20 protein-coding genes and 1 pseudogene are annotated in these 21,752 nt (G+C 42.1%); 4 read left to right on the top strand and 17 right to left on the bottom strand.

Annotation, left to right across the window (positions count from 1 at the left end):
* Positions 1-109: 109 nt before the first annotated feature.
* Complete coding sequence (locus L4C35_RS15810) at positions 110-679, bottom strand: LemA family protein (protein WP_428463800.1); 570 nt, start codon at positions 677-679, stop codon at positions 110-112.
* Between the two features lie 188 nt (positions 680-867).
* Between L4C35_RS15810 and L4C35_RS15815 the strand changes: the two genes are divergently transcribed.
* Positions 868-1,881 (top strand): DUF3137 domain-containing protein, encoded by a 1,014-nt coding sequence (locus tag L4C35_RS15815; RefSeq protein ID WP_428463801.1) that lies wholly within the window; start codon positions 868-870, stop codon positions 1,879-1,881.
* 92 nt (positions 1,882-1,973) lie between these two features.
* Here L4C35_RS15815 and L4C35_RS15820 read toward each other — a convergent pair whose 3' ends face one another.
* From L4C35_RS15820 to L4C35_RS15835, 4 genes are all read right to left on the bottom strand, one after another.
* Positions 1,974-2,495 carry an RNA polymerase sigma factor gene (locus tag L4C35_RS15820; protein WP_428463854.1) on the bottom strand — a complete coding sequence of 174 codons (522 nt, stop codon included), beginning with the start codon at positions 2,493-2,495 and terminating at the stop codon, positions 1,974-1,976.
* 152 nt (positions 2,496-2,647) lie between these two features.
* Positions 2,648-2,896 (bottom strand): thioredoxin family protein, encoded by a 249-nt coding sequence (locus L4C35_RS15825; RefSeq protein WP_428463802.1) that lies wholly within the window; start codon positions 2,894-2,896, stop codon positions 2,648-2,650.
* A gap of 37 nt (positions 2,897-2,933) precedes the next feature.
* Entirely contained in the window at positions 2,934-3,923 is a 990-nt protein-coding gene (locus L4C35_RS15830; RefSeq protein ID WP_428463803.1) for a permease, read from the bottom strand.
* 75 nt (positions 3,924-3,998) lie between these two features.
* Positions 3,999-4,688, bottom strand: a complete 690-nt coding sequence (locus L4C35_RS15835; RefSeq protein ID WP_428463804.1) for a CatB-related O-acetyltransferase — start codon at positions 4,686-4,688, stop codon at positions 3,999-4,001.
* Between the two features lie 91 nt (positions 4,689-4,779).
* Between L4C35_RS15835 and L4C35_RS15840 the strand changes: the two genes are divergently transcribed.
* Entirely contained in the window at positions 4,780-5,688 is a 909-nt protein-coding gene (locus tag L4C35_RS15840) for a LysR family transcriptional regulator (protein ID WP_428463805.1), read from the top strand.
* Between the two features lie 30 nt (positions 5,689-5,718).
* Here L4C35_RS15840 and L4C35_RS15845 read toward each other — a convergent pair whose 3' ends face one another.
* The 9 genes and pseudogenes from L4C35_RS15845 to L4C35_RS15885 all read right to left on the bottom strand — a co-directional run bounded on the left by L4C35_RS15845 (position 5,719) and on the right by L4C35_RS15885 (position 14,675).
* Entirely contained in the window at positions 5,719-6,054 is a 336-nt protein-coding gene (locus L4C35_RS15845; RefSeq protein ID WP_428463806.1) for a hypothetical protein, read from the bottom strand.
* Positions 6,055-6,197: 143 nt separating this feature from the next.
* Complete coding sequence (locus L4C35_RS15850) at positions 6,198-7,814, bottom strand: methyl-accepting chemotaxis protein (RefSeq protein ID WP_428463807.1); 1,617 nt, start codon at positions 7,812-7,814, stop codon at positions 6,198-6,200.
* A 110-nt stretch (positions 7,815-7,924) separates the two neighbouring features.
* Positions 7,925-9,357, bottom strand: a pseudogene (locus tag L4C35_RS15855) (EAL domain-containing protein).
* Positions 9,358-10,278: 921 nt separating this feature from the next.
* The gene (locus tag L4C35_RS15860) at positions 10,279-10,557 is read right to left on the bottom strand and encodes a hypothetical protein (protein WP_428463808.1); all 279 of its coding nucleotides are present in this window, start codon (positions 10,555-10,557) and stop codon (positions 10,279-10,281) included.
* 297 nt (positions 10,558-10,854) lie between these two features.
* Positions 10,855-11,388 carry a molybdopterin adenylyltransferase gene (gene mog / locus L4C35_RS15865; RefSeq protein WP_048899633.1) on the bottom strand — a complete coding sequence of 178 codons (534 nt, stop codon included), beginning with the start codon at positions 11,386-11,388 and terminating at the stop codon, positions 10,855-10,857.
* A 195-nt stretch (positions 11,389-11,583) separates the two neighbouring features.
* Positions 11,584-12,117, bottom strand: a complete 534-nt coding sequence (locus L4C35_RS15870) for a GNAT family N-acetyltransferase (RefSeq protein ID WP_428463809.1) — start codon at positions 12,115-12,117, stop codon at positions 11,584-11,586.
* A 53-nt stretch (positions 12,118-12,170) separates the two neighbouring features.
* On the bottom strand, positions 12,171-12,611 hold the full coding sequence (locus tag L4C35_RS15875; protein WP_428463810.1) for a hypothetical protein: 441 nt from the start codon (positions 12,609-12,611) through the stop codon (positions 12,171-12,173).
* A 329-nt stretch (positions 12,612-12,940) separates the two neighbouring features.
* Positions 12,941-13,291, bottom strand: coding sequence for a hypothetical protein (locus tag L4C35_RS15880; protein ID WP_428463811.1), 351 nt, complete (start codon positions 13,289-13,291; stop codon positions 12,941-12,943).
* Positions 13,292-13,460: 169 nt separating this feature from the next.
* Positions 13,461-14,675, bottom strand: coding sequence for a serine hydrolase domain-containing protein (locus tag L4C35_RS15885; RefSeq protein WP_428463812.1), 1,215 nt, complete (start codon positions 14,673-14,675; stop codon positions 13,461-13,463).
* Between the two features lie 151 nt (positions 14,676-14,826).
* Between L4C35_RS15885 and L4C35_RS15890 the strand changes: the two genes are divergently transcribed.
* Entirely contained in the window at positions 14,827-15,714 is an 888-nt protein-coding gene (locus L4C35_RS15890) for a LysR family transcriptional regulator (RefSeq protein WP_428463813.1), read from the top strand.
* A 21-nt stretch (positions 15,715-15,735) separates the two neighbouring features.
* Here L4C35_RS15890 and map read toward each other — a convergent pair whose 3' ends face one another.
* Positions 15,736-16,509, bottom strand: a complete 774-nt coding sequence (gene map / locus L4C35_RS15895) for a type I methionyl aminopeptidase (protein ID WP_428463814.1) — start codon at positions 16,507-16,509, stop codon at positions 15,736-15,738.
* The gene (locus L4C35_RS15900; protein WP_428463815.1) at positions 16,502-16,708 is read right to left on the bottom strand and encodes a ParD-like family protein; all 207 of its coding nucleotides are present in this window, start codon (positions 16,706-16,708) and stop codon (positions 16,502-16,504) included. The genes map and L4C35_RS15900 overlap by 8 nt, the downstream gene beginning before the upstream one ends.
* Positions 16,709-16,917: 209 nt before the next feature.
* On the opposite strand from L4C35_RS15900, the gene L4C35_RS15905 reads away from it, so the two are divergent.
* Positions 16,918-18,084, top strand: coding sequence for a glutathionylspermidine synthase family protein (locus L4C35_RS15905; RefSeq protein ID WP_428463816.1), 1,167 nt, complete (start codon positions 16,918-16,920; stop codon positions 18,082-18,084).
* A gap of 97 nt (positions 18,085-18,181) precedes the next feature.
* Here L4C35_RS15905 and L4C35_RS15910 read toward each other — a convergent pair whose 3' ends face one another.
* The gene (locus L4C35_RS15910; RefSeq protein ID WP_428463817.1) at positions 18,182-21,478 is read right to left on the bottom strand and encodes a S41 family peptidase; all 3,297 of its coding nucleotides are present in this window, start codon (positions 21,476-21,478) and stop codon (positions 18,182-18,184) included.
* Positions 21,479-21,752: the final 274 nt, after the last annotated feature.

Here is a 21,752-nt window from a genome sequence, read left to right on the forward strand (position 1 = left end):
TTGTCGGGGGATTTTTTTATTCATTATTGAAATTAAGCTGGAGATATCACTACTCGTACACATATAGGCTCGCCAACAGGAAGCGGCAAACTTAATTGTTAAGGCGATATCATTTCAAATAATCAGAAACATCTACAGGTACATGATGAGCATCATCCGCACGGTAGAAAGGCATGGCTTTTACAGAAATGATTTTCGCAATGAGCGAACTAGGAAAAATTTGAACGGAAGAATTTAGATCAGACACCGCTGCATTGTAAAAGCGTCGAGCAGCACTGATATGAGCTTCAACTTCATTGTATGTCGCCATCGCTTCAACCATGGCTTTATCTGATTTAATTTTAGGGTAATTTTCAACAGAAACCATAAGTTGCGAAAGCGAAGAATCCAACGCTACTGCGTCATCTATATGCTTTTTAATCGCATTGGTATCTTGCTTATTATATTCATTATTTAGACTAGTTCGGAGCTCTGTTATTTTTAGTAGTAATGTTTTTTCATGCGTCATTAACCGCTGCGCTATTTTTAAGATATTAGGCATAAGGTTATGACGTTTTGTTAATTGCACATCAATGCCCGATAATGCTTCAAGAGCTGTATTACGTCGTTTTATTACTCTTACATACAAAAAATACAACACACCAACAACAGCTATTATGCTAAAACTCATTAAGTCCATCTTATCGTCCAAATTGAAATCATCGGCACATAAAAGCATAAATCTCGCGTATTTTCATTCGAGCATAAAGATAAAAATGATATCTAGTTCCAACATTTCACAAATCGATTTACCTACAGTATAGAAGCGATTAAAAGACAATGGCATTGTTGGTGGTTTAATAACTTACCATCAATGGATTAGAAAAAATGGAAGTCCCTTTTTTTAGGATACCTAATTACCAAAGAAAAGCATTTACACAGTACTATCAACAGAAAATATTTCCTAAGTGCCAAAAGTTAGAACAGCAGCGCTTGGATGTACAGGACCGTTTGATGCGTCGCCGTATCATTGGCGGCCCTTTCTATTTATTAAGTGCACTAGTGCTTTTCGCTAGCCTTTTAGCTTTTATCTTTTTTATCATTAATGCTAATCACTTCTCTTCAGAGCCATATCCTATATATGCATTTGCTGTAGCCAGTGTTTCACTAATAATAAAACTTGCCTTCAGTTCTTGGATTAACGGGGAGCAGGCTGACTTTACGAACGAAACTCATCGTCTTATTTTCCCACTTGTTCTTAAGTATTTTGGTAAAAAATTCAAACTAAACCCACATAATGAAGAAAAGACAAGAAGTAAACTCGGCGATTTAAAGCAGCACGGTATTTTCCCTGAATATAGTTCTATGGAAATATCCGATCATCTTGAAGGCTGTTGGAAAGGGAATAACTTTAATTTTTATGAACTATCACTAAAAACCTCATCAGACCAAAACAATGTCCCCAAAATTTTATTCAAAGGTGCTCTAATACAAATCCAACAAAAGAAACGATTTTCAAGCACTGTTTGTGTTGTACAAGATAAAGGATGGCGACAATCGTCAAAGCATAATGACTTATCTCGCGTTAAGTTAGAAGACCCAAGATTTGAAAAAGAGTTTGAAGTATATGGTTCAGATCAGGTTGAAGCTCGTTACTTATTAACGCCAAATATGATGGAGACATTATCTGAGCTAAATGAACACTTTGGCGGTAAGGTCGAAGCCTGCTTTAAAGATAAACTTCTGACCATAAAAATACCAACTAAAAGAGACTTTTTCTCAGCAACTCTTCCTATGAACGAGCCGTTAAATTATCAGCAAACAATTGAGTCCTTATTTTCCGACATGGAATACATATTTACCTTAGCGGAGCTACTGAAGCAAAATAATACCCGCCTGTAAGCAACTGCACTAAGGCGCCGTGTTCCCAGCGAGGTAAACCCGACTTTGAAGATGATTAGAGTTTGACTCTAATCATCTTCGCCGCTAAAAAATCACTCCTCAGGGGCAATATCCAAGCGCTTAAAACAGCACACACCGCTGTGATCTTGTTCGACCCGACATTCGGTCACTAATTTGCTTTTTAAGGTCATACGCGCTCGGCGAAGGCGGGCTTTGGTGGCCGCCAAACTGAGTTGATGGCATTTGGCATATTCAAGTTGCGTCATCCCATTGAGATCGCACTGTTCAATGATATTACGTTCTTCTTCAGTTAGTAATGGCAAAATACGTGGTAAGCAGGTTTGCAGCTGTGTCATCACAGGTGGGATAGTGGTATTTGCTTTCAGTTCATCAATTTCGACGGCATAAACTTTACGGCGAACATTGTCGATAAAATGATTTTTAGTGATTTTGAACAGCCACGACTTACCATCTTGTAAATCGCAAAAACGCTCGCTATTACGCATTCCCTTGAGAAACACATCTTGCATGATGTCTTCTGTTTCATGTTGGCTTTGCGTCTGTTTTAGCAGCCAACTATAAAGCTGCGGCTCAGCTTCGCCCCACGCTTTCATCAGACACTTCATCGCCATTCCCATATCAGAAGAACCCAAAAAGAAAACACAAAAGCCGCTGTACCCTCACCGAAAGCGGTTTTGGACAAAGCGACTTCATTAATAATTGCGCCCGTTATAGAACGCGAATACGCTCCAGTACGTGACAAATATTAGGCTACAACATCTTCCGTTAGCAATTCGTGCACTCGCTCAAGAGATGGCACAGAACCCGTATGTTTTATTACCCCATCAATGCCTACACTCGGGGTACTCATCACGCCAGCTAACATGATGGCTTCTAGACTGGTGACTTTCTCAACCTGAATATGAAGACCCAGATCAGCCGCAACAGCAGTGATACGATCTGCGGTAACGGTACAATTTTTACAACCTGAACCATAAACTTGAATTGTTTTCATTGTGTATTCCTTTTGGTAAAAGCATTGGTAAAAAGCATCAATAGAAGGCATTAAACAGCCAACCTGTTATCGAAATAGCAATCAATAAATACCCTGCAATAGCCACTAATAAGCGATAACGCATCACTTGTTTCAGCATGATAAATTCAGGCAAACTCACGGCGACCGCCCCCATGCAAAATGCCAATGTGGTGCCAATTGGCATGCCTTTATCTAGTAGCGATCCCATAATAGGCACCACACCCGATGCATTAGCATAAATAGGTATGGCACTCAGGGTCGCAACAGGCACTGTCCACCATTGTCCGCTGGCAAGGTTTTGTTCGAACCATTCGGCAGGCACAAAACCGTGTATAAAAGCACCTAGTCCAACCCCGATAATCACCCATTTCCACACCCGCCCAAAAATCGTCTTCGTTTCGCCAGCAGCGATGGCATGACGATCCTTCATGGTCATCCTTTGAGGTGTCGGCTCTTGGGTCTGTTGTTGTGATTGCGCCTGCCCGACTTGTTGATAGGCTTTGGCAAGGAAAGGTTGTAACCAGCGATGTGCTTGGCATTTATCTAATATCACACCACCCATCATGCCCAGTAACATCCCTATTGCGACGTACATCACGGTAAACTTGATACCAAGCAAGCTGCCCAGCATGATGACGACCACTTCATTGACCAAAGGTGAGGTAATTAAAAACGCAATCGTGACGCCAATGGGGATCTGTGCAGACACAAAGCCCATAAACAGTGGAATAGAACTACAAGAACAAAATGGGGTGATCGCCCCAAAGGTAGAACCAAGAAAATAGCCAATTCCTTTATGCTTACCTTGTAAGTAATCACGCACCTTCTCAACACTCAGGCTGGCACGAATAAAAGAAATAACATAGATAAGAGACACCAGTAATACCAAAATCTTACTGGTGTCTTCGACAAAGAAATGAAACCCAATCCCAACAGAGGTATCAGGTGAGAGCTTGAACACAGTGTAAGTCAGCCAATCCGCTAACTGAGTGAAGATCTCCAACATGTTTGTACGTCCTAATTACGGTTTGCTAATAACACGTAGCAGGTACCAAAAGGATGCACATTTTTTTAAAATCTTTTAGCCCAATAACAAATCAAGATCATCCTTATCGTTTAACGCAAACTGCGCGACGAAGTAAGCATCCAGCTTGTCAATATCACCACTACATAATAAAGGCATCGCCTCTTTAAGCTGTGGTAACGGCCAATTCCACCACTGAATACGCAATAAGGTTTGAATGGCTTGCTCAGTAAAGCGCTTCTTCACTACCACGTTACTACCGACCACCACCGAATAAGGTGCAACATCTTTGGTGATCACCGAACGCGCCCCAATCACAGCACCATCACCAATTTTCACCCCTGGCATGATCATGGCCTCGCTGCCAATCCACACATCATTACCAATCACCGTATCTCCCGCACGTTGGAAACCGTTTTTCACTCCCTCGCCAAAGACTTCAGTAGAAAAAGGGAACGTGGAAATCCAATCAATTCGATGGCCTTGGTTGCCTGCCATCATAAAAGTGGCTCCTGAAGCAATAGAGCAAAACTTACCGATACGGAGTTTATCAACGTCGCCAAACACGCCGCTTTGCCAAGCAGACTGCGTAGACTTATCACCCAAGAGATAGCGTACTGCCTGCTCTTCAAACGACTTTCCGTGATAAAAGCCCGAGTAATAACTGTGTTCACCCACTTCAATATTCGGGTGGTTAACCTGCTGTTTTAAGTTCTGACCTGCTAGCCAACTATTAAATACGTCCATTTAAAAACCCTCGCGATAAATAAGATTGTCGAGAGTCTAGATAACCCCTATTATTTCCAGTAGAGCTCATTTAGATACACAGAATTACCATATGGAAATAAAGTGGCTACCTTACATCCCGACTTATATTGCGCTATGTGAAGAGAAAAGCATTGCGGGAGCAGCAAACAGGCTTGGGTGCTCAAATGCACATGCCAGCCGTCAGTTAAGACAGCTTGAAGAGATTTTATCGGTGCAACTGATCCAACGAACGACGCGCCAATTTAACCTGACCCAGGATGGTCTTAGCTTCTACAAACAAGTTAAAGCACTGTTTGAAAAAGCGGAAAACATTAATGATTCATTGATCGATGCCGATCAAATTGCAGGAAAGTTGCGCGTGGCGGCCTCTGCCTCCTTTGGCTCTTTAATCCTGACCGAACCTTTGGCTAAATTGAGTCGCCGCTATCCTAAATTAAACATTGAGGTGATTTTTACGGAAAAGCCGCTCGACTTAATTGAATCAGGCTTTGACGTGGCATTTTACCTCACAGAGACACCGCCCGAAGGGTATGTGGGCCATTTCCTCCGCGCTCGATATTGTAAGCCGTTTGCCCATAAGGATTATATCGAAGAACACGGGTTAATCACCCACCCTGCAGAGCTCGGTAAATACCGCCATATACTGTATCGCAATACCGAGTTCACCTTAGATAAGTGGAGCTTTACCAACGCAAACACCCAAGAAACAGTAAAGGTTAAGCTGCAAAGTGCATTTAGTGTGAATCTGGTTGGGGCTATGGTCGATGCCATGATGTGTGGCAGTGGTGTTGCTATGTTGGACGAATTTGCACTGTCAAAACTCTCAACAGCACAACGCAATAACCTAGTGCAACTCCTGCCACAATGGCAAACAGACCCAATATTGCCTTTGTATATTCTTTATCCTAAGCGTGAGCACTTACCCAAACGCACCAAGCTGTTGGTGGAATACTTCAAAGAACACTTGCGAGATATTTGAGTAATAGGCCTGAACTAAGCAGTACGAAGGTTAACGGATCTGTACTTTACCATTAAGTTTTCGCAATGAGCGCAGTACTTCTTGTAAAAAGCGTTCGTCTTCTTGTAACAGGGCGCTTTCAATGTCTGCATGCTGATCTTGGCTTGATCTTGGTTCAGATTCATCGCTATCAGGTTGATCTTGGTTATTATCCAGTTTTTTCGATAGAGCCGTCGCAAAGTGTTTCCAATTTGCGAATTGCTGAGATAGCTCAATGTTCTCGTCAGCAACTTGGGTGGAAAAGCGAGATGGTGGCGGAGGGAGGCGCAGGGTGTCACTAAGCAATGTTTGCGTCTGTGGTTGTGCTGATTTCTGATATCCATTCATATAACCCCCAGTGATAAGCACTAAATAGCGCTTGATTGGATTCTAATACACCTTGGTCACTCAAAGCCTAAAGGCGAAACGTAAGATAAAAAAATCCCCAAATCGTATGTGATTTGGGGAACTAACGGCTGAAATGACGACGTTTAATTAAGTTTGAAGCGCTTCATTGCATCATGTAGTGACGAAGATAATTGGCTAAGTTCGTTACATGCTACGGCAGTTTGCTGCGCCCCTTCCGCGACTTCCTGTGAAGCCACATTTATCGTCTCGATATGACAACTTAGCTCACCTGCAACCGCGTCTTGCTGACTACAAGCACTCGCGATTTCGGTACCCATATCTGAAATATCTGACACTGTGTCTTCGATTGAGCTCATCAACTTCAGTGATTGAATACCTTGCCCTGAATAGTTTTCAATGTAGGTACATGATTTTTCAGTCGCATCTTTTGCCTGTTTAGCAAATACTTGGAGCTTCTCGATAACAGAAGTGATTTCACCCGTTGAATCTTGAGTGCGGGCCGCCAGCGTTCGCACTTCATCAGCAACCACGGCAAAGCCTCGACCCGATTCACCCGCTCGCGCGGCTTCAATCGCGGCATTCAGGGCAAGAAGGTTAGTTTGATCAGCAATGCTTCTGATGACATCGACAATAATGTTAACTTGGTGAGACTGCTCTTCTAGCTCTAATACCGTATTGCCCGCTTCACCAATTACTTGCGAGATCTCTTGAATAGAGTCCACCATGGCTTGATTACTCTGTGCGCCCTCTTTGGCTTGCTGATTAGCATTACTTGCTTGAAGCGCTGATTTTTCCGTATTTTGCGCAACATCCGATACCGATGATTTCATCTCTGTCATGGCAGTCGCAATTTGGGCAATTTTAGATTGTTGGTCGTGCATGCCTTTGGTGGACAGCTCAGAAATTTGATTCATCTCTTCAATGGCACTACTTAACTGGGTAACAGCAGAAATGATTTCTTCAATTAACTGGCGCAGATTACTTTGCATCAATGCAGAAGCATCCGCGAGCTCACCTAGTTCATCATTACCAATAGATCGACGATCGACATGAGTCGATAAATCACCTTCTGCAATGGCATTCGCTTGCTTAACAATCAGGTGCAGTGGGTTACAAATCAGCTTTGTTAAAATTAACGTCATCGATACCATTAGCACTAAAATTGCAATATTACTCAATATTGATGAGTTCGATAAATTACTGACCGAATCAAGAATTTGAGTTCGATTATTGTCCATTGCCAATTTTAATAGTCGGCTTAAGTTTTTAACTTCTAGATCTATTTCTTTGAATGAAGAGTACGAGTCAGTAAGAAGCGTTTGAGATGCTCCTACTTTATTATTTACTGCAATTTGTTTGTTAAAAACCCTAATGCTATTAGTGTACTCACCCCAAGCGCTCATCAAACGGTCAAAAGAATCTTTTTCCTCACCTGGCCACACTGTTTCACCGTAAGAAGCTAGCTCTTTATCGATAGCATTAATTAATGTCGAAACATTACTAATCGTTTTATCACTCAATAAAGTTGCCATCTGATTACGACGTAATGTAGCAACATCATCGTAAATACTGTTCAATTTTTCATACGCGGGTAATGTGTCGTCAGTATAGTTAATAATATTAGATTTAATATTCGTTAAACCAGAATTAGAAATGACGGCAAAAATCGCATTGATTATTGTAATAATAAAAAATGAAACGGCAATTTTTTTGCCTATCGTTAAGTTATTCAAAAACATCTCTGTATTTCCTTTAATATTCACATTCAAGTGAATTTTATTAGTATATTAACTAACACAATGCTGTTAGTTTTATCGCTGTCTGAAAGTAAATTATTATTGGTGTATTATTATTCTTTAGGGATCATGCTCAACGTCGACGTTAACTTAATGGGTTTCGACAGCAAAAATCCTTGTATAAAAACATTGGGGTTTTCAGGTACGAATGCTAGGTGTTGAGCCGTTTCAACCCCCTCAATCACTAAGCCTGCATTAATACTCTTTGAAAGTTTAAGTATAAATTTCAACGTTTCGTAAGCAACGGTATCTTGTTCGCACATTCCAATTATGGATTTATCAACTTTAATAAAATCAAAATGCTTCTCTGTTAACAGCTGAAGGTTCGAATAGCCACAACCAAAGTCATCAATGGCAAATCTAAATCCAGTTTTTTCAGGTTAGTTATATTATCTTTCACATGCTTTTTTGATAGCATTTCACTATATTCAACCACCTCAAAAATTATTTTAGACCTTAATTCTGGGAATCTCTCTGTTGCTATCATGACATCATCGAAAAAATCCACCATCATGAGATCAGAATTGCTTACATTAATACTGACATTGGGCAGCACTTCTTCACTCAATAGTGCATACTCAATAACTTTATTTAAAATCATCATAGTCAATGAATAATGCAAATGCGGTTTTGTCGCAACCAAAGGCATAAATTCACCAGGACCACCATACTCTGTTCGCTTCCACCTTAGTAAAATTTCCCAGATATTAACTTTAGATGTATCTGTACTATGAAATATAGGCTGATAGCAAAGTTCAAACTGGTCACCGCCCTGTCGTATATCTTGACTTAAATATTGAATAATCTGGTGTTGGCGAAGACTACGTTTATAGTCACTATGGCTATAAATATATAAACCATCGATAGATTTAACGGATTCATTGACACAGAAAGCCATTTTTTTAAAAAGAAAACTCTTCCCCTTAGCAATATCTTTCTTAGAAAAAGACATACTCGCAACAGAGTAATCAAACGGAAGATACTTACCATCCACCAATTGTTCATGTGGGAGAGTTCGCTGCACTCTTTGTTGCTGCTCAATAATATGTTCTTTCGTCCATGACGAGTTTTTCGCAAAAACAACCACAATATATCTATCTTCAAATAAACCAATCACACTTGGAGAAAGAGCATTATTTAAACGGTTGTGAAGCTGTGTTTTTATTTCTCGACTTGTTTTTGAATCAAAGAAACGATAATAATCAGAAGAGCGCCCAACACATATCACATGCATGATGTGATGAGCGTTACTATTGACTTCACTGTTACTCAATATTTTTTTTTGAATATAATTAATATTAGGTAACTGGCTTTCTTCACAAAAAAGACTTTTTAATTTTTGTTTTTTTTGTTCTCGCTCTAAACGTAATTGAGTAAACGAACGCTTTTTTTTCTCTCTCGAAGCCTTAGCTGCCAACAAGGCACATAGAGCAATAAGCATAGTAAAACCGCATAACAATGTTACGTTTATCGAAGCAAATACCATGATTTTTATCGCAAAATAGCCACAAGGAAGTGGAACAAGAATCACAGATTTGACATTAATATCAATTAATATCTGGTCTAACCACCTAATAAAAACATAGATTCAATGGCGAACATTTATAGCGATTAAGTGTGTGTGATATGAATTTATTTCAAGGAGGGAAGTGGTAATAGTAATAGGTATTAACGTGTTTTTAAAGTATCACCATAGTAACTTCAATATTATTTCCGTATGGCATATTTAAAGATTGTTTAATAAAAAACAATAAAGTCACAAATAAGGCGATCACAGCGATCCACTATTTAAGAGCAATAAAATAAACCCTTATACTTCAACATCTTAACCTTGATTATAGGGTGGTGATCAGTAAAAGCCTTGCACAATCCATAGAGAAATCACGCTTTAAATAATTCCCAACAAGTCATAATGGCGCATTGAGTAATGTGTTACCGCCGACATTTAAAGACAAAATAATGTCGTTTAACGTTGGAATTTTGACGATAAAAATAAAATTATCTTTATCTGATTTTATAAATATAACCGCAGTTTTAATATAGGTTAAATTTACATCGAATGTTAATTTTAATATTTAAGTTTATGTATATTTAGCTCCACATAGAACCACGCTAAATTTTGAACAAAACTCATCATTTGTTCAATGTGTCAAAAATCATACAAAATCACCTCGTAGCACAAAATTGACGGTATTCATAAAATTGAAAAGTTGCCTCTCCTCGACCAAATCCCCCCTTTAATATTGATCATATTATTCAGCATCAGCCATGACGAATTCATTGACCCACCAACAACTTATCCAAGTGTTAAGCATCACGAATTGCTGCAGCCCACATGTATAGCAAACGCACAGCATATGACTATCATGAAAGATTAGGATAAACGTCGGGGACTTACTCGTAGCAACTATAAATTACGCCATTGGCCACGCATAAGAAGAGCACCTATCACTGAAAGTCCAACCCCAGTGATAAAGATAATCATATTTTTTTGTTTTGCTTGTGCGGCAATTTGTGCGGCACTATTTACATCAAAAAACTCATGGCCACCAGCAGTAAAAAAACCACCTATGTCACTGACAACTTGATGTTGACCCATCATGTCACCGAGTGAAACACCGCCCCACAATAGCGAAGCCATACCGATAAGTAATGAAATGAATCCCCAGCTTTTTTTGATGTCCATTGAGTAAATCCTTGAATGCAGTACCGAATTAATGACGTTCGGCAATATTGATAATGTCCTCGATTGTTATAACGTAAAAGTGACTAAATTCTCAATGAACCGCTTCACTGTTCCGTCGAAAAGCCAAGTTTAAAAAACCTTGTTTTTTAATAGTTTAGAGCAAGATCATATTTTGATTTGTCTTGATAAAATTGCACGCTGTATTAAACAAAAAAGCGCCCCTCGAATAACGAGAAGCGCTTATTTACTCAATTTACGGCTCATTTTATGTTTATGAGCAGAAAGGTAAGTCTTTTATTACTTTTGTTTTGGACGGAATGGCTTAATTACCGCTTCGTCACATTCAAGGAATGGACCTTCCATCAAATCAATACAGTATGGGATTGCAGGGAAAACCGCATCCAGACACTCACGGATTGATTTAGGTTTACCTGGCAAGTTTACGATTAGACTATCACCACGTAGACCTGCAGTTTGGCGCGATAAAATTGCCGTTGGTACAAACTTAAGTGACTCTGCGCGCATTAGCTCACCAAAGCCTGGCATCATGCGATCACACACAGCTTCTGTTGCTTCAGGTGTTACGTCGCGTTTCGCAGGGCCTGTACCACCCGTTGTGACGATAAGACTACAGTTGTCTTCGTCTGCCATTTTGATCAATGTTGCTTCAATCACATCTTGCTCATCAGGGATCACTTGATAAACCGGTTCCCACTCTGACGTGAGGTAGTCGTTTAGTGTATCGATAATCGCTTGGCCTGAAATGTCTTCATACACGCCCGCACTTGCACGATCACTTACCGTTACAATACCGATTTTTGCTTTTGTCATTTTTTATCCCTCTGGCGGTTAACGCCATCACCTGTGTTGCTGTAATGCTAATATAAATAGCTCCGTTAGCTCAAGGGGTAGATTCTGATAAGTTAGACTTCAGATGCAACTTAATGTAGCGCGTTACTAAGTGAAAGCCAGCATGTTGAATTAATGCCGAAGCACTATACAAAGATCGTCATAGTGCTGTCTGGCTTATTGAGGTTTATGCAGGCCATACACGGCATGATCCAGAATACGACCGCTGACGACTTCTTTATTGGTGATCACGCCTTCAAGCGTCATCCCTAAGCGCTCACACACACCGCGACTCGCATAATTATCTTTCGCCGCTGAAATCTGCACTTTTTCCAATTTGAAGTGGTTAAACGCAATATCGATCATTGCCTGACAACAACGGGTCATGATGCCGCGACCTTGATAACGGGCATCAAGCCAATAGCCAATTTCAACCATTTTCAATTCTGGTTTGATGGTATTAAACGCGATATTGCCGACTAAGATCCCTTGATACTCAATCGCGCACACCATGCTTTTGCCGTTGGCGTAATCCAGTAAAGAATTTTTCACAAAGGCTTTAAAATCATCTTCAGTTTTCACATAGGGTGCCCATGCCATCCATTGTGATAAATATTCACGATTAGCTTCTACTACAGTGGCATATTTCATTGCTAGAGCAGGATGAACCAGTACCAGTTCTAGTTCGTCATCCACTTTTTTTGCAAACATAGGGGCTCCCCTTCGTTATTATCATCTATGCTAAAACGCGTTATTTTTTCTGATTAACCACGTACTTGTGCCAATTTTAAATACGCATGTAAAGCACCATTTTTGTACTCAACCGCTGAATGAATGTTTGCTAAACGGTTAGCATAAATACTGTAGCGGTAGTTATTATGGGCGGTATTAAGCTCAACATGGATCACGCCATCTTCCAGATGCCAAATACCTTTCGCATGCTCACGACGAAACAGCGTAAACTCATCCAAGGTCCCGTCAGGAAAAAACTGTAATTCTGTCACATGACCTGCCGAACAGGTTTTTATCCAGTAACGACACTCAGTATCAGCAATTGAAAAATCACGCTTATTCTCTAACCACAAATGAAAATCAGCCATTTCGTGATTATTCATCGCTGGCAGTTGATCAATATCTAGCAGGCGTACGCGCTCAGATTCACGATAAAAAAGCTGCAATTGCTGGCGCTGTTTATAGCTCGACATCCATTTCTCCTATAATCACTCAGATTAAACCAGATCTCCGTTGACCTAGCCTAGCCCACTCCTAGCTGGCTGATAACTCATGTCATCGCACTATGCTGAGAAATATCATAGTAATAGGGAAAAATGAATGCTGCATTATTCGATAACAAGAAAGTACATCGAGATCAAAAAAAGCGAGAAAATCAGAAGAGTTAGTCAGAAAATGAGAAAGGCTAACAGAGGAAATAACCTCCTAGTAAAGCATTCGCTTAATAAGCGTCAACTCTGACATTATTAAGCCGTCACTAGGAGGCAATATACCAATCAAGGTGAGATTGGTAATCATACAATTAACGACGCTTTGGCTGCTGGTAAGTACGACCTGCCGCTTGGTAAGTGTCTTTTTGCTTCATTTCGAACATTGCGTAGAAGAACCAAGCAATGAAAACCATCACGTCATCGTCTTCGTTCATCACCCACTCTGCGTATTCTTGCTCTTCACCGTCGTCGTTCGCTTCCGTGAATACGTGGTAAATACGCTTCTCGCCTTCAATTTCAGCAAGACTAAATTGGCCCGTAAGAGAAACGGCAGCTTCTGCGACTTCTTGATCTTCAACCGCTTTTAGCGCTTCTAATACTTGTGGTAAGTTTTCTTTTTGGCTTAGTTCTTTTACTAGCTCGACAAAATGATCTTGTTGCATTGTTTAATAACCTTTTTAACTGATGCGGCTATTTTATACTTAAACCGTCATAACATGCGATCAAATAAAAACGGTGCCCATGGCTTTCCGCTACCAAAAACACCACTCGTCGTTAAACGAGTGGTGTTAGCTGCAACAACCGAGCGTGTTCAGCGCTAGCTAAAGTTGATTATTTACGTAACTTTTCAATTACTTCGGTCGCTCGTTCAAGCATCACTACGAGCTTGTCTGGGTCTGTATTCGTTGACCAGTCTTGCAAGAACGCAACCGTTATACCTGTCTCTAAATCACTAAAGGTCGATTGACCAAAAGAGCCGTGCGAATAGATGATCTTCTTATCTTTGATGTAATACGATTGCATGTCATACGATACATCTCCACCAGCAGAAAGAAACTCACCAGCCCCTGGGGTTTTGAATAGTACATCATCACTTGTATCGTCTAACTCAGCATAAAATGCTTTGCCGACTTTGCCTTGGGCGATGTATTGACCAAATAACGTAAAATCGAGCAGGCTGGTATTAATCCCATACGATGGCGATGTAGTGCCATCAGATGTTTTAGCAATCTCGATAGGGTCATGACCACCGATCGCTTGGTGAAGTTCACTGAGCAGCTGTTCGAATGGTTTACCATTTACTTTCGCTAAGATAAGCGCAAGCGCATCAGTGTTTTGGTCCGAGTAATCCCAATGAGTACCAGGCTTATATTTACTCGCCTTGGCATTTTTAATGGCATTCAAATGACCAATAGGTTCACCAGCGTTTTGCAGGCCGATTTCTTTTTCCCACTCGTAACCATTTGAACCCGGCGTATGATAGTTACCAAGCGCTTCGATACCACTATCCATGCGAGCAATGTTGCCAATTAACGCATCACCCACAATCGAACCTTCAAGTTCAGGTAAATAGGTTTTCGCTTGCGCATTTAAATCAATGAGTCCCGCATCGACAGCTTTACCTAGTAATACGCCGACATAAGTTTTAGAGGCTGATTGTAGGTTATTGAGCATGCCGCGCTTAAAGCCATTATCGTAGTGTTCTGCGAGTACAGCGCTGTCTTTCATGACCATAAAACCTTTCACATTATTGCTGATCAAATCAGCACGCAGCGCTGGCGTAATAATATTGTCTTGAATGTCGTACTTGATAGGCGCAGGCGTTGTGCTAGCAGGTAGTTCAAACACACCGTAACGCACAAAGTCTTTAATGTGCATGCTGGCATAGGTGTAGTAAGGCCATTGCTGGAATGCATCCATCGGAATTTCAGAAATACTGTAACCTTCATAAAACTTAGACTCTGGCGTGTCGGAAGCCATAGCGGTACCCGTCGAGAAAATACTAGCAAGAACAACAAGTGCAGCAACTTTTGATAATTTCATCATTAATACTCTTCTTTATGACATTAAAGCAAAATGCATTAAGGCGGTTTGCCTTGGCTTGACGACATAATCACAGCAAATTAGAAATAGTTTGAACTGGTTTCCATCGATACCATCTATACTTGATACCTAACTTCTCGAATCTATTATCAATATGATCAATTCAGAATTGCTCAAAAGTTTTATCGCAGCTGCTGACACCGGTTCATTCAGCGCCGCAGCACGCCAGCTTGGCCGCCAGCAAAGCACCATCAGCAGCAACATTGCTAAACTTGAAGATGAATTAAATGTGGTGTTGTTCGATAGAAAAGGAAAATACCCGCAGGTAACGGAGGCGGGGTTGGCTTTGTATGACAGCGCCAAGCTTGCACTTGATAGTGCTGAACGGTTTGAAAATAGTGCGGCATTAATTTCGGCAGGCTCACCCGTCTCGTTGACGATTGCGTTTGATGAAGATTTACCCTTAGCACCTTTCATGGCATGGCTACAGCACATCCATAAACAGTATCCGATAATGCAATTAAAATTAGTGCGTAAAGCGAGTACTCAAATTTTCGAGCTAGTTAAAAGCAACCAAATCGACTTGGCACTGACGCCAAGTTTAGAAAGCAATTCCAGCTTTTATGAATTCACCGCCGTTGGGCATATTAGCTACATATTTGCTTGTGGCAAACAGCACCCATTTCGTCATAAGCGACAAATTAGCAATGATGATTTAGCAACAGCAACGCAACTTGTTGCTAGCTCAATGTTAGACAGCCAACTGATTCAAACGGTGGCAATGTCATCGCAGCGCTGGTATTGCGAAGGCTACGATGCCTTACTGGCTGCCTTACAAGCGAATATTGGCTGGGCATTTCTGGCGGTTGATCAATCGGCACCGTTACCTGAGGGGATCGTCACCTTCAAGCCTAGTTTTTCTGCCACACAACATAGCGCTCAATACGATATTATTTGGCCAAAGAACAAAGTGCTATCGGATATTGAACTTGCTATTCGCGATCGTTTGGCCAGTGTTGTTCAAACCTTGCAATCAAAATAACATGACGACCAGTAGAGCCCATTACTCGCGTTCGTTCGGGCGCAGGGTTAATACTTCAACGCCATCACGGGTGACCGCAACAGTGTGCTCCCACTGTGCCGACAATTTCTTATCACGGGTGACAACCGTCCAGCCATCTTTTTTTGTTTTGGTCCGATAGGTGCCTTGGTTGATCATAGGTTCAATCGTGAAAGTCATGCCTTCTTTGAGCACCATCCCCGTACCTGCGCGACCCACATGCAATACCTGTGGATCTTCATGCATTTCCTGACCAATACCATGGCCACAATACTCGCGCACAACACTATAGCCATGCTTTTCCGCATGTTGCTGTACCGCATGTGCGATATCACCTAAACGCGCGCCCGGCTTTACCTGCTCAATCCCTTTCCAAAGCGCATTATACGTTTGTTTTACCAACTCACGCGCTTGCGGTGACACTTCGCCAATCATGTACATTTTACTGGAATCAGCAATGTAGCCATTTTTCTCTAACGTAATATCGAGATTGATAATGTCGCCATTTTTCAATGCTCGGTGCGCTTGCGGCATGCCATGGCAAATCACGTCATTAATCGACGCATTCAGGACATAAGGGTAGTCATACTGCCCTTTACTGGCGGGGCGGGCATTTAGTGTATTTACTATGTAGTCATCAACACGATCATTGATTTCCATCGTGGTTACGCCCGCAACAACAAAGCTATCAAGCATAGTGAATACATCGGCTAGCATGCGACCTGATTCACGCATCAGCGCTATTTGCTCAGGTGTTTTAATTACAACATTAATCATTGATCAGTCCTTGTAAAGTTAAAGACTCGCTCTGCAATAATTTACGCACTAATTCGTTGTAAGACAGCGTGGGATTGAGCTCAGCCATCATGCCCATTTTGATCCAAAACTCAGCTTGAGAATTGATAGAGCGCGACATTGCGCCACTGGCTTTACGAATTTCTTCATGCAGCTCTTCTGAAATTTTAACGATTCCCATCGTAACCCCTTAATATTAAATACACTTGCTATATATAAATCATATACAGTTCGTATAACCAGGTAAAGCGCAATGACATTTAGGAGGATGATTGAGTGAATGTGCGAAATAGGCTAAAAATCACAGCAAGATCGCTTGCTATCATCACGAGGTAAGTGGCATATTCGCTTGCGTATCAGCACGATAATAAAAACTAAGGTAGGACACCCATGCTTCGGATCAATGCGCAGGAAAGACCGCACTGGCGTGCATTAGCGAAAGAATATGGCTTCGGTTTTCATTCTATGTACGACGATCCTTATTGGGACGAAACGGCTTACTACCAATTTACTTTAAAACAGATCGAACAAGATCTCGAAGCACCCACCGAAGAGATCCACCAAATGTGTTTAGCCATGGTCGATAAAGTGGTTAAAGACGAATACTGGTTACAGCGCTTTCAAATTCCAGAAAACATGTGGCAAAACGTGCTGGATTCGTGGAAACGTCAAGAGCCCTCACTCTATTCTCGACTCGATTTTGCCTACGATGGTAAAGGCTTTGCGAAGTTATATGAGAATAATGCCGATACCCCAACCTCACTCTATGAAACGGGTTTTTGGCAATGGTTGTGGCTTGAAGATTTGGTCGATAATGGCCAACTGCGTCGCGATGCTGATCAATGCAATTTGCTACAAGAACTGTTGATCAAACGATTCAAAGAGCTATCCAGTATGCAGCCTGGGCAAACCATTCACTTTTCGTGCTGTAAAGACACAGTTGAAGATCGCGGCACAGTGCAATACATCGAAGATTGCGCCAAAGAAGCGGGTTTATCGACGGCGTTCGTTCACGTTGAAGACATTGGTATCAATGGAAACAACGAATTTACCGATCTCAAAGACACCCCTATCCGCTGGATGTTCAAGCTCTATCCGTGGGAAGACATGTTCCGTGAAGACTACGCACAATATTTAGATCAAGCTAAAGTGAACTGGCTAGAGCCGATGTGGAAATCTGTGCTGAGTAACAAAGCCTTACTGCCTTTATTATGGAAAGAATTTAAGGGGCACCCCAATTTACTTCCAGCCTTTTTCGCCGATGATCGTGAATTATCGACGCTAAAAGACTATGTCGTAAAGCCGCTATTTGCGCGTGAAGGTGCCAATATTACCGTGGTACAAAATGGGCAACAAACTTTACGGGTCGACGGCCCGTACGGCGAGGAAGGGGTCATTTACCAGGCTTTTCATCCACTGCCTAAATTTGGTGATAACTACACGTTAATCGGCAGTTGGCTGGTCAATGATGAAGCTGCTGGCATCTCCATTCGCGAGGACAGCTCGCTGGTCACCCAAGATATGTCACGCTATATTCCGCATGTGATCATGGGATAGTCAGCCAACAGGCTTTTCCACCAAAAACACAGGATATATAAAAACAGCCTCATTCATCATGAGGCTGTGATCTGTTAACTAAAGTACTCGTCGCGTACTAAGGTGCTAGCCGTTTCATCGCTTCGCTGATCGCTGCATCTAGCTGTGCATCTTTACCTTTTGACACTTGCTCTGGGGTATTAAGCATCAAAACATCAGGCTGAAGCTCTAAGTTCTCGTAATATTGCCCTTTCATATTTTTAAGGGGCAGATACGGGAAACGATAGCGGATTCCGTCATATACGTCAGATTGAAACCCAGTGACTGCAGTCCCCGTACCAGGTACAGGTTCACCTATGATAGGACCGACCTTCAGATCTTGGAAATACTGACTAAACGCAGAAGCTTCAGAATATGATGCCGAGTTCGCAATCACTAACGAGGGTTTCAACCAATTACGACGACTCGCATCTGAAGCGGCTCGCCCTGCGTGCGGCACCACATCGGCAACTTTACGCGCAGTGAGAAACTCAATCAGTGTATCGGCTAAAAAACCGCCGCCATTAAAGCGTACATCAAGGATCAAGGCTTCAGCAGAGCGGAAACGCCCTAGTGCTTCAGAGCGTAAGTGTTGGAACGATGCATTGCTCATGTCTGGTAAGTAAACGTAGGCGACTTTGCCTTGAGTTTGCTTGGTCACATAATTACGGCGTTCTATCTCCCAGCGCTTGGCAGTCAATGCTGATAGGCTTTCACTGTCTGTTGGAGTGATCCTAACATGCCACTCTTTATTATTTATCAGCTTATTACTTTTGGTTAGGGTCAATTCTACTTGTTGATCAGCTTTGTGGTTGAGCGCTTTTGCCAACTCAGGCAAGGTCGCGACAGGCTGACCATTGACCGCCACCAGCTTATCCCCCGCCCGCAGCGTTACGTCACCAAGATCGGCAGGGCCGCCCGGCAAAATGCTATCAATCACCAACCCTTCTCTCGGTGTTTTCGCCGAGCTAACGGCTTGTTGGCTGGTAAACACTAAACCAAGCGCTGCGGTAGCATCTTCGGTATAGGCATCGCGAGGCTCACCGTATCCACCGGTATGAGAAGCATTCAGTTCGCCATACAGCTCACTGATCAACACCCCAAAATCTTTATCATTATTAATATGCGGTAAAAACTGCTGGTAGAACTGACTGTAGTATTGCCAATCGACCTTGCCCATATCCTGACGATAATAAAGCTGCTCGGTTTGCTTCAACATTTGCTGATAAGCCGCCACTTTGCGCGGTTCATGGCGATAATCAATCGGCAAATTAATCGGAATATAGGTTTGTTCTGCGGTGTCCAAATCAACTTTCACCACATCGGTGTCTAACTGTAAATACATTACCCCTTGTTGCGGACGTATCACACTTGCCATTGCGAGCGGTAAATCATTGAACAATGGCTCGGTTTGCTGCTTACGAATATCGTACACAAAGCTACGAGTCAACTCATCGCCGTCTGGGGTCTGCTTAGCATCCACCACATACAGCTGATCGCCAGCCAAGGCAAAATCGAGGATATTACCCGAGAATGGAAACTCAAAGGCTTGGCGGTATTCAAGGTTACGCGCCGAGAAAGGATAAGACGGTATTTCATCCTCTTCTAATTCTACTTCGTTTTGGTAGTCTGCCTTAGCCTGCCCATTGGTAAACACCCCTTTGATGACATAGTTTGCATCTTCACCATCAGTACTTTTCAGCCCGCCCTCGGTCGATAACCAACTAAGAATACGACTATCATCGCTCCACTTCGGCAAAGTGTTATAAAAGCCATTTTGTGACACATTCACTGCAGGCTTTTTACCTTCAGCATCAACCACCAAAATGTCGTTATTGTATGGTGATGGGTTAACGTGCACTGCAAGCTGGCTCGAATCTGGCGACCAGGTAAATTGTAGGCTTCCTCGTTCACTCACATTTTCTGGTGAAATAAGCTCATTCCCCAATGCCAGTTTTTGAGTGCCTTTCAAGGTGCTAATTAATTTAGCAGGTAGCGCTTTATTGGGATCGTAATCTTCAAGCTCAATAACATGGAGCGAGCGGCCACCAACAACAAACGCGAGCTTAGTCGCATCAGGGGAATATTGAGGCTGCGTAATGTCTACTCCGTCTACTTGTAAGAAAGGCGCTTCATCCACTACAGGTGCTACCGATAACGACTCTTCATCGCCTAATGATCGGGTAACATATAAACCCCAATTGCCATTTCTTAATGCCGCATAAAGCACACCATATCCATCGGGGGTATAGACCATTTGTTGCTCGGCAGCCGCTGAAGTAGTCAAACGCTGCACTTTGTCTTTCTCTGTATCTAAAGCAAAAATATCACCGTAACTCGCCAGTAGCATTTCGTTAGAATCGGTATCAGCATCTGGGGTTGCAGGCATAAATGCCGAGGCATGACTGGCAGTAAAATAACGATCTTTACTTGGTGAAAATTGAGCAATGTTTAGCGCAATTTTCTGAGGTTTATCGCTCCCTTTTGCCAAGCGATATAACTCACCACGGTAAGAAAAGGCAATATCCCCATTGTCGGCAACGGTTAAGTCTCGCACAGGGTGCTTGCTAAACCGAGTAAGCTGCGATGTATTTTTAGTCGCTAAATCGTAATACCAAACATTAAAATCACCACTTTGCTCACTCAGGTAGTAAAAGCCTGCACGGGTGTGATCCCAGATTGGCGATTGTGCCGCGACACGGTCTGGCGTTAATTGACGGTGTTGCTTCGTTTTTGCATCAAAGAGCCAAATAGTCGGAACAGCAAACGAAGATTGGTGCTTACGGTAACGCTGATCTTTATGAGGCGTGTTATACAACAATTTATCTTGCTGAGGATTCCACATCGCGTGGCGAGCAGGAATAGCAAATACACTTTGCATGGCGCTGTTAGTAAGGCTAACAGCATACAGCTGGTTACCTGGTGTACCAAATGACCACGGACTGGCTTGGCTATAAAAATCTTGATCTGCAGCCGTGGCACGCGTGGTGGAAAACAATATCTGTTGTCCATTCGGGGTGAATGCCGTAGGTACATCACTGCCTGAGTGATAAGTCAGGCGCTTCATTGCCAAACTGTCTAACGACAAAGTAAAAACATCATCGTTACCAAAGGGATTAGCCGCAAAGGCCAAAGTGGCGTTATCCGATGACCAGGTCAATGCATGCGGATAAAACTCACCGCTCGTCAGCGCACGCGCATCACCACCTTGACTCGGGGCGATATAAATCCGACTTTGATAAGTAAAAGCGATATGACTACCGTCGGGCGATAAAGCGGTATTTTTCAGCCAAAGCGGGGCGGTATTAGCGTAAGTCATAGACGCTGAGCATGCTGCAACGAATGCGCAGAGGTACTTAATCGAGGTTGTTGGCATAAGACCTTTCCTTGATACTCATCTGTTTTGTGAATGACAATGATTTCATTTATTATGAACAGCGTACATAACTAACACTCATCCCCTCGACTTACAAGCACAGTTCTGCCTTTAACCTCTCATCATTACAGTTAATATCTTGAAACACCGACTTTTCATACAAAAAAAATAAAGATTTATTCCTTTTATACTCAGTCTATTAACTCTCAGTCCCTTGGCTTGGAAGCCTTATTTTCTAAACTCTCAGATCCAAAACGCATCAAAGTGCGTATTA

Origin of the sequence: Photobacterium kagoshimensis (genome assembly GCF_050337045.1) — a bacterium.
Classification (GTDB): domain Bacteria; phylum Pseudomonadota; class Gammaproteobacteria; order Enterobacterales; family Vibrionaceae; genus Photobacterium; species Photobacterium kagoshimensis.

Bases quoted from the DNA above. Each gene is read 5' to 3' on its own strand.
- map (WP_428463814.1), bottom strand. From the start codon at position 16,509: ATGATTAATGTTGTAATTAAAACACCTGAGCAAATAGCGCTGATGCGT.
- L4C35_RS15820 (WP_428463854.1), bottom strand. From the start codon at position 2,495: ATGAAAGCGTGGGGCGAAGCTGAGCCGCAGCTTTATAGTTGGCTGCTA.
- L4C35_RS15910 (WP_428463817.1), bottom strand. From the start codon at position 21,478: ATGCCAACAACCTCGATTAAGTACCTCTGCGCATTCGTTGCAGCATGC.
- L4C35_RS15890 (WP_428463813.1), top strand. From the start codon at position 14,827: ATGATCAATTCAGAATTGCTCAAAAGTTTTATCGCAGCTGCTGACACC.
- L4C35_RS15880 (WP_428463811.1), bottom strand. From the start codon at position 13,291: ATGCAACAAGATCATTTTGTCGAGCTAGTAAAAGAACTAAGCCAAAAA.
- L4C35_RS15885 (WP_428463812.1), bottom strand. From the start codon at position 14,675: ATGATGAAATTATCAAAAGTTGCTGCACTTGTTGTTCTTGCTAGTATT.
- L4C35_RS15875 (WP_428463810.1), bottom strand. From the start codon at position 12,611: ATGTCGAGCTATAAACAGCGCCAGCAATTGCAGCTTTTTTATCGTGAA.
- L4C35_RS15830 (WP_428463803.1), bottom strand. From the start codon at position 3,923: ATGTTGGAGATCTTCACTCAGTTAGCGGATTGGCTGACTTACACTGTG.
- L4C35_RS15870 (WP_428463809.1), bottom strand. From the start codon at position 12,117: ATGTTTGCAAAAAAAGTGGATGACGAACTAGAACTGGTACTGGTTCAT.
- L4C35_RS15845 (WP_428463806.1), bottom strand. From the start codon at position 6,054: ATGAATGGATATCAGAAATCAGCACAACCACAGACGCAAACATTGCTT.
- L4C35_RS15900 (WP_428463815.1), bottom strand. From the start codon at position 16,708: ATGGGAATCGTTAAAATTTCAGAAGAGCTGCATGAAGAAATTCGTAAA.
- L4C35_RS15850 (WP_428463807.1), bottom strand. From the start codon at position 7,814: ATGTTTTTGAATAACTTAACGATAGGCAAAAAAATTGCCGTTTCATTT.
- L4C35_RS15825 (WP_428463802.1), bottom strand. From the start codon at position 2,896: ATGAAAACAATTCAAGTTTATGGTTCAGGTTGTAAAAATTGTACCGTT.
- L4C35_RS15835 (WP_428463804.1), bottom strand. From the start codon at position 4,688: ATGGACGTATTTAATAGTTGGCTAGCAGGTCAGAACTTAAAACAGCAG.
- L4C35_RS15840 (WP_428463805.1), top strand. From the start codon at position 4,780: ATGGAAATAAAGTGGCTACCTTACATCCCGACTTATATTGCGCTATGT.
- L4C35_RS15810 (WP_428463800.1), bottom strand. From the start codon at position 679: ATGGACTTAATGAGTTTTAGCATAATAGCTGTTGTTGGTGTGTTGTAT.
- mog (WP_048899633.1), bottom strand. From the start codon at position 11,388: ATGACAAAAGCAAAAATCGGTATTGTAACGGTAAGTGATCGTGCAAGT.
- L4C35_RS15860 (WP_428463808.1), bottom strand. From the start codon at position 10,557: ATGGACATCAAAAAAAGCTGGGGATTCATTTCATTACTTATCGGTATG.
- L4C35_RS15815 (WP_428463801.1), top strand. From the start codon at position 868: ATGGAAGTCCCTTTTTTTAGGATACCTAATTACCAAAGAAAAGCATTT.
- L4C35_RS15905 (WP_428463816.1), top strand. From the start codon at position 16,918: ATGCTTCGGATCAATGCGCAGGAAAGACCGCACTGGCGTGCATTAGCG.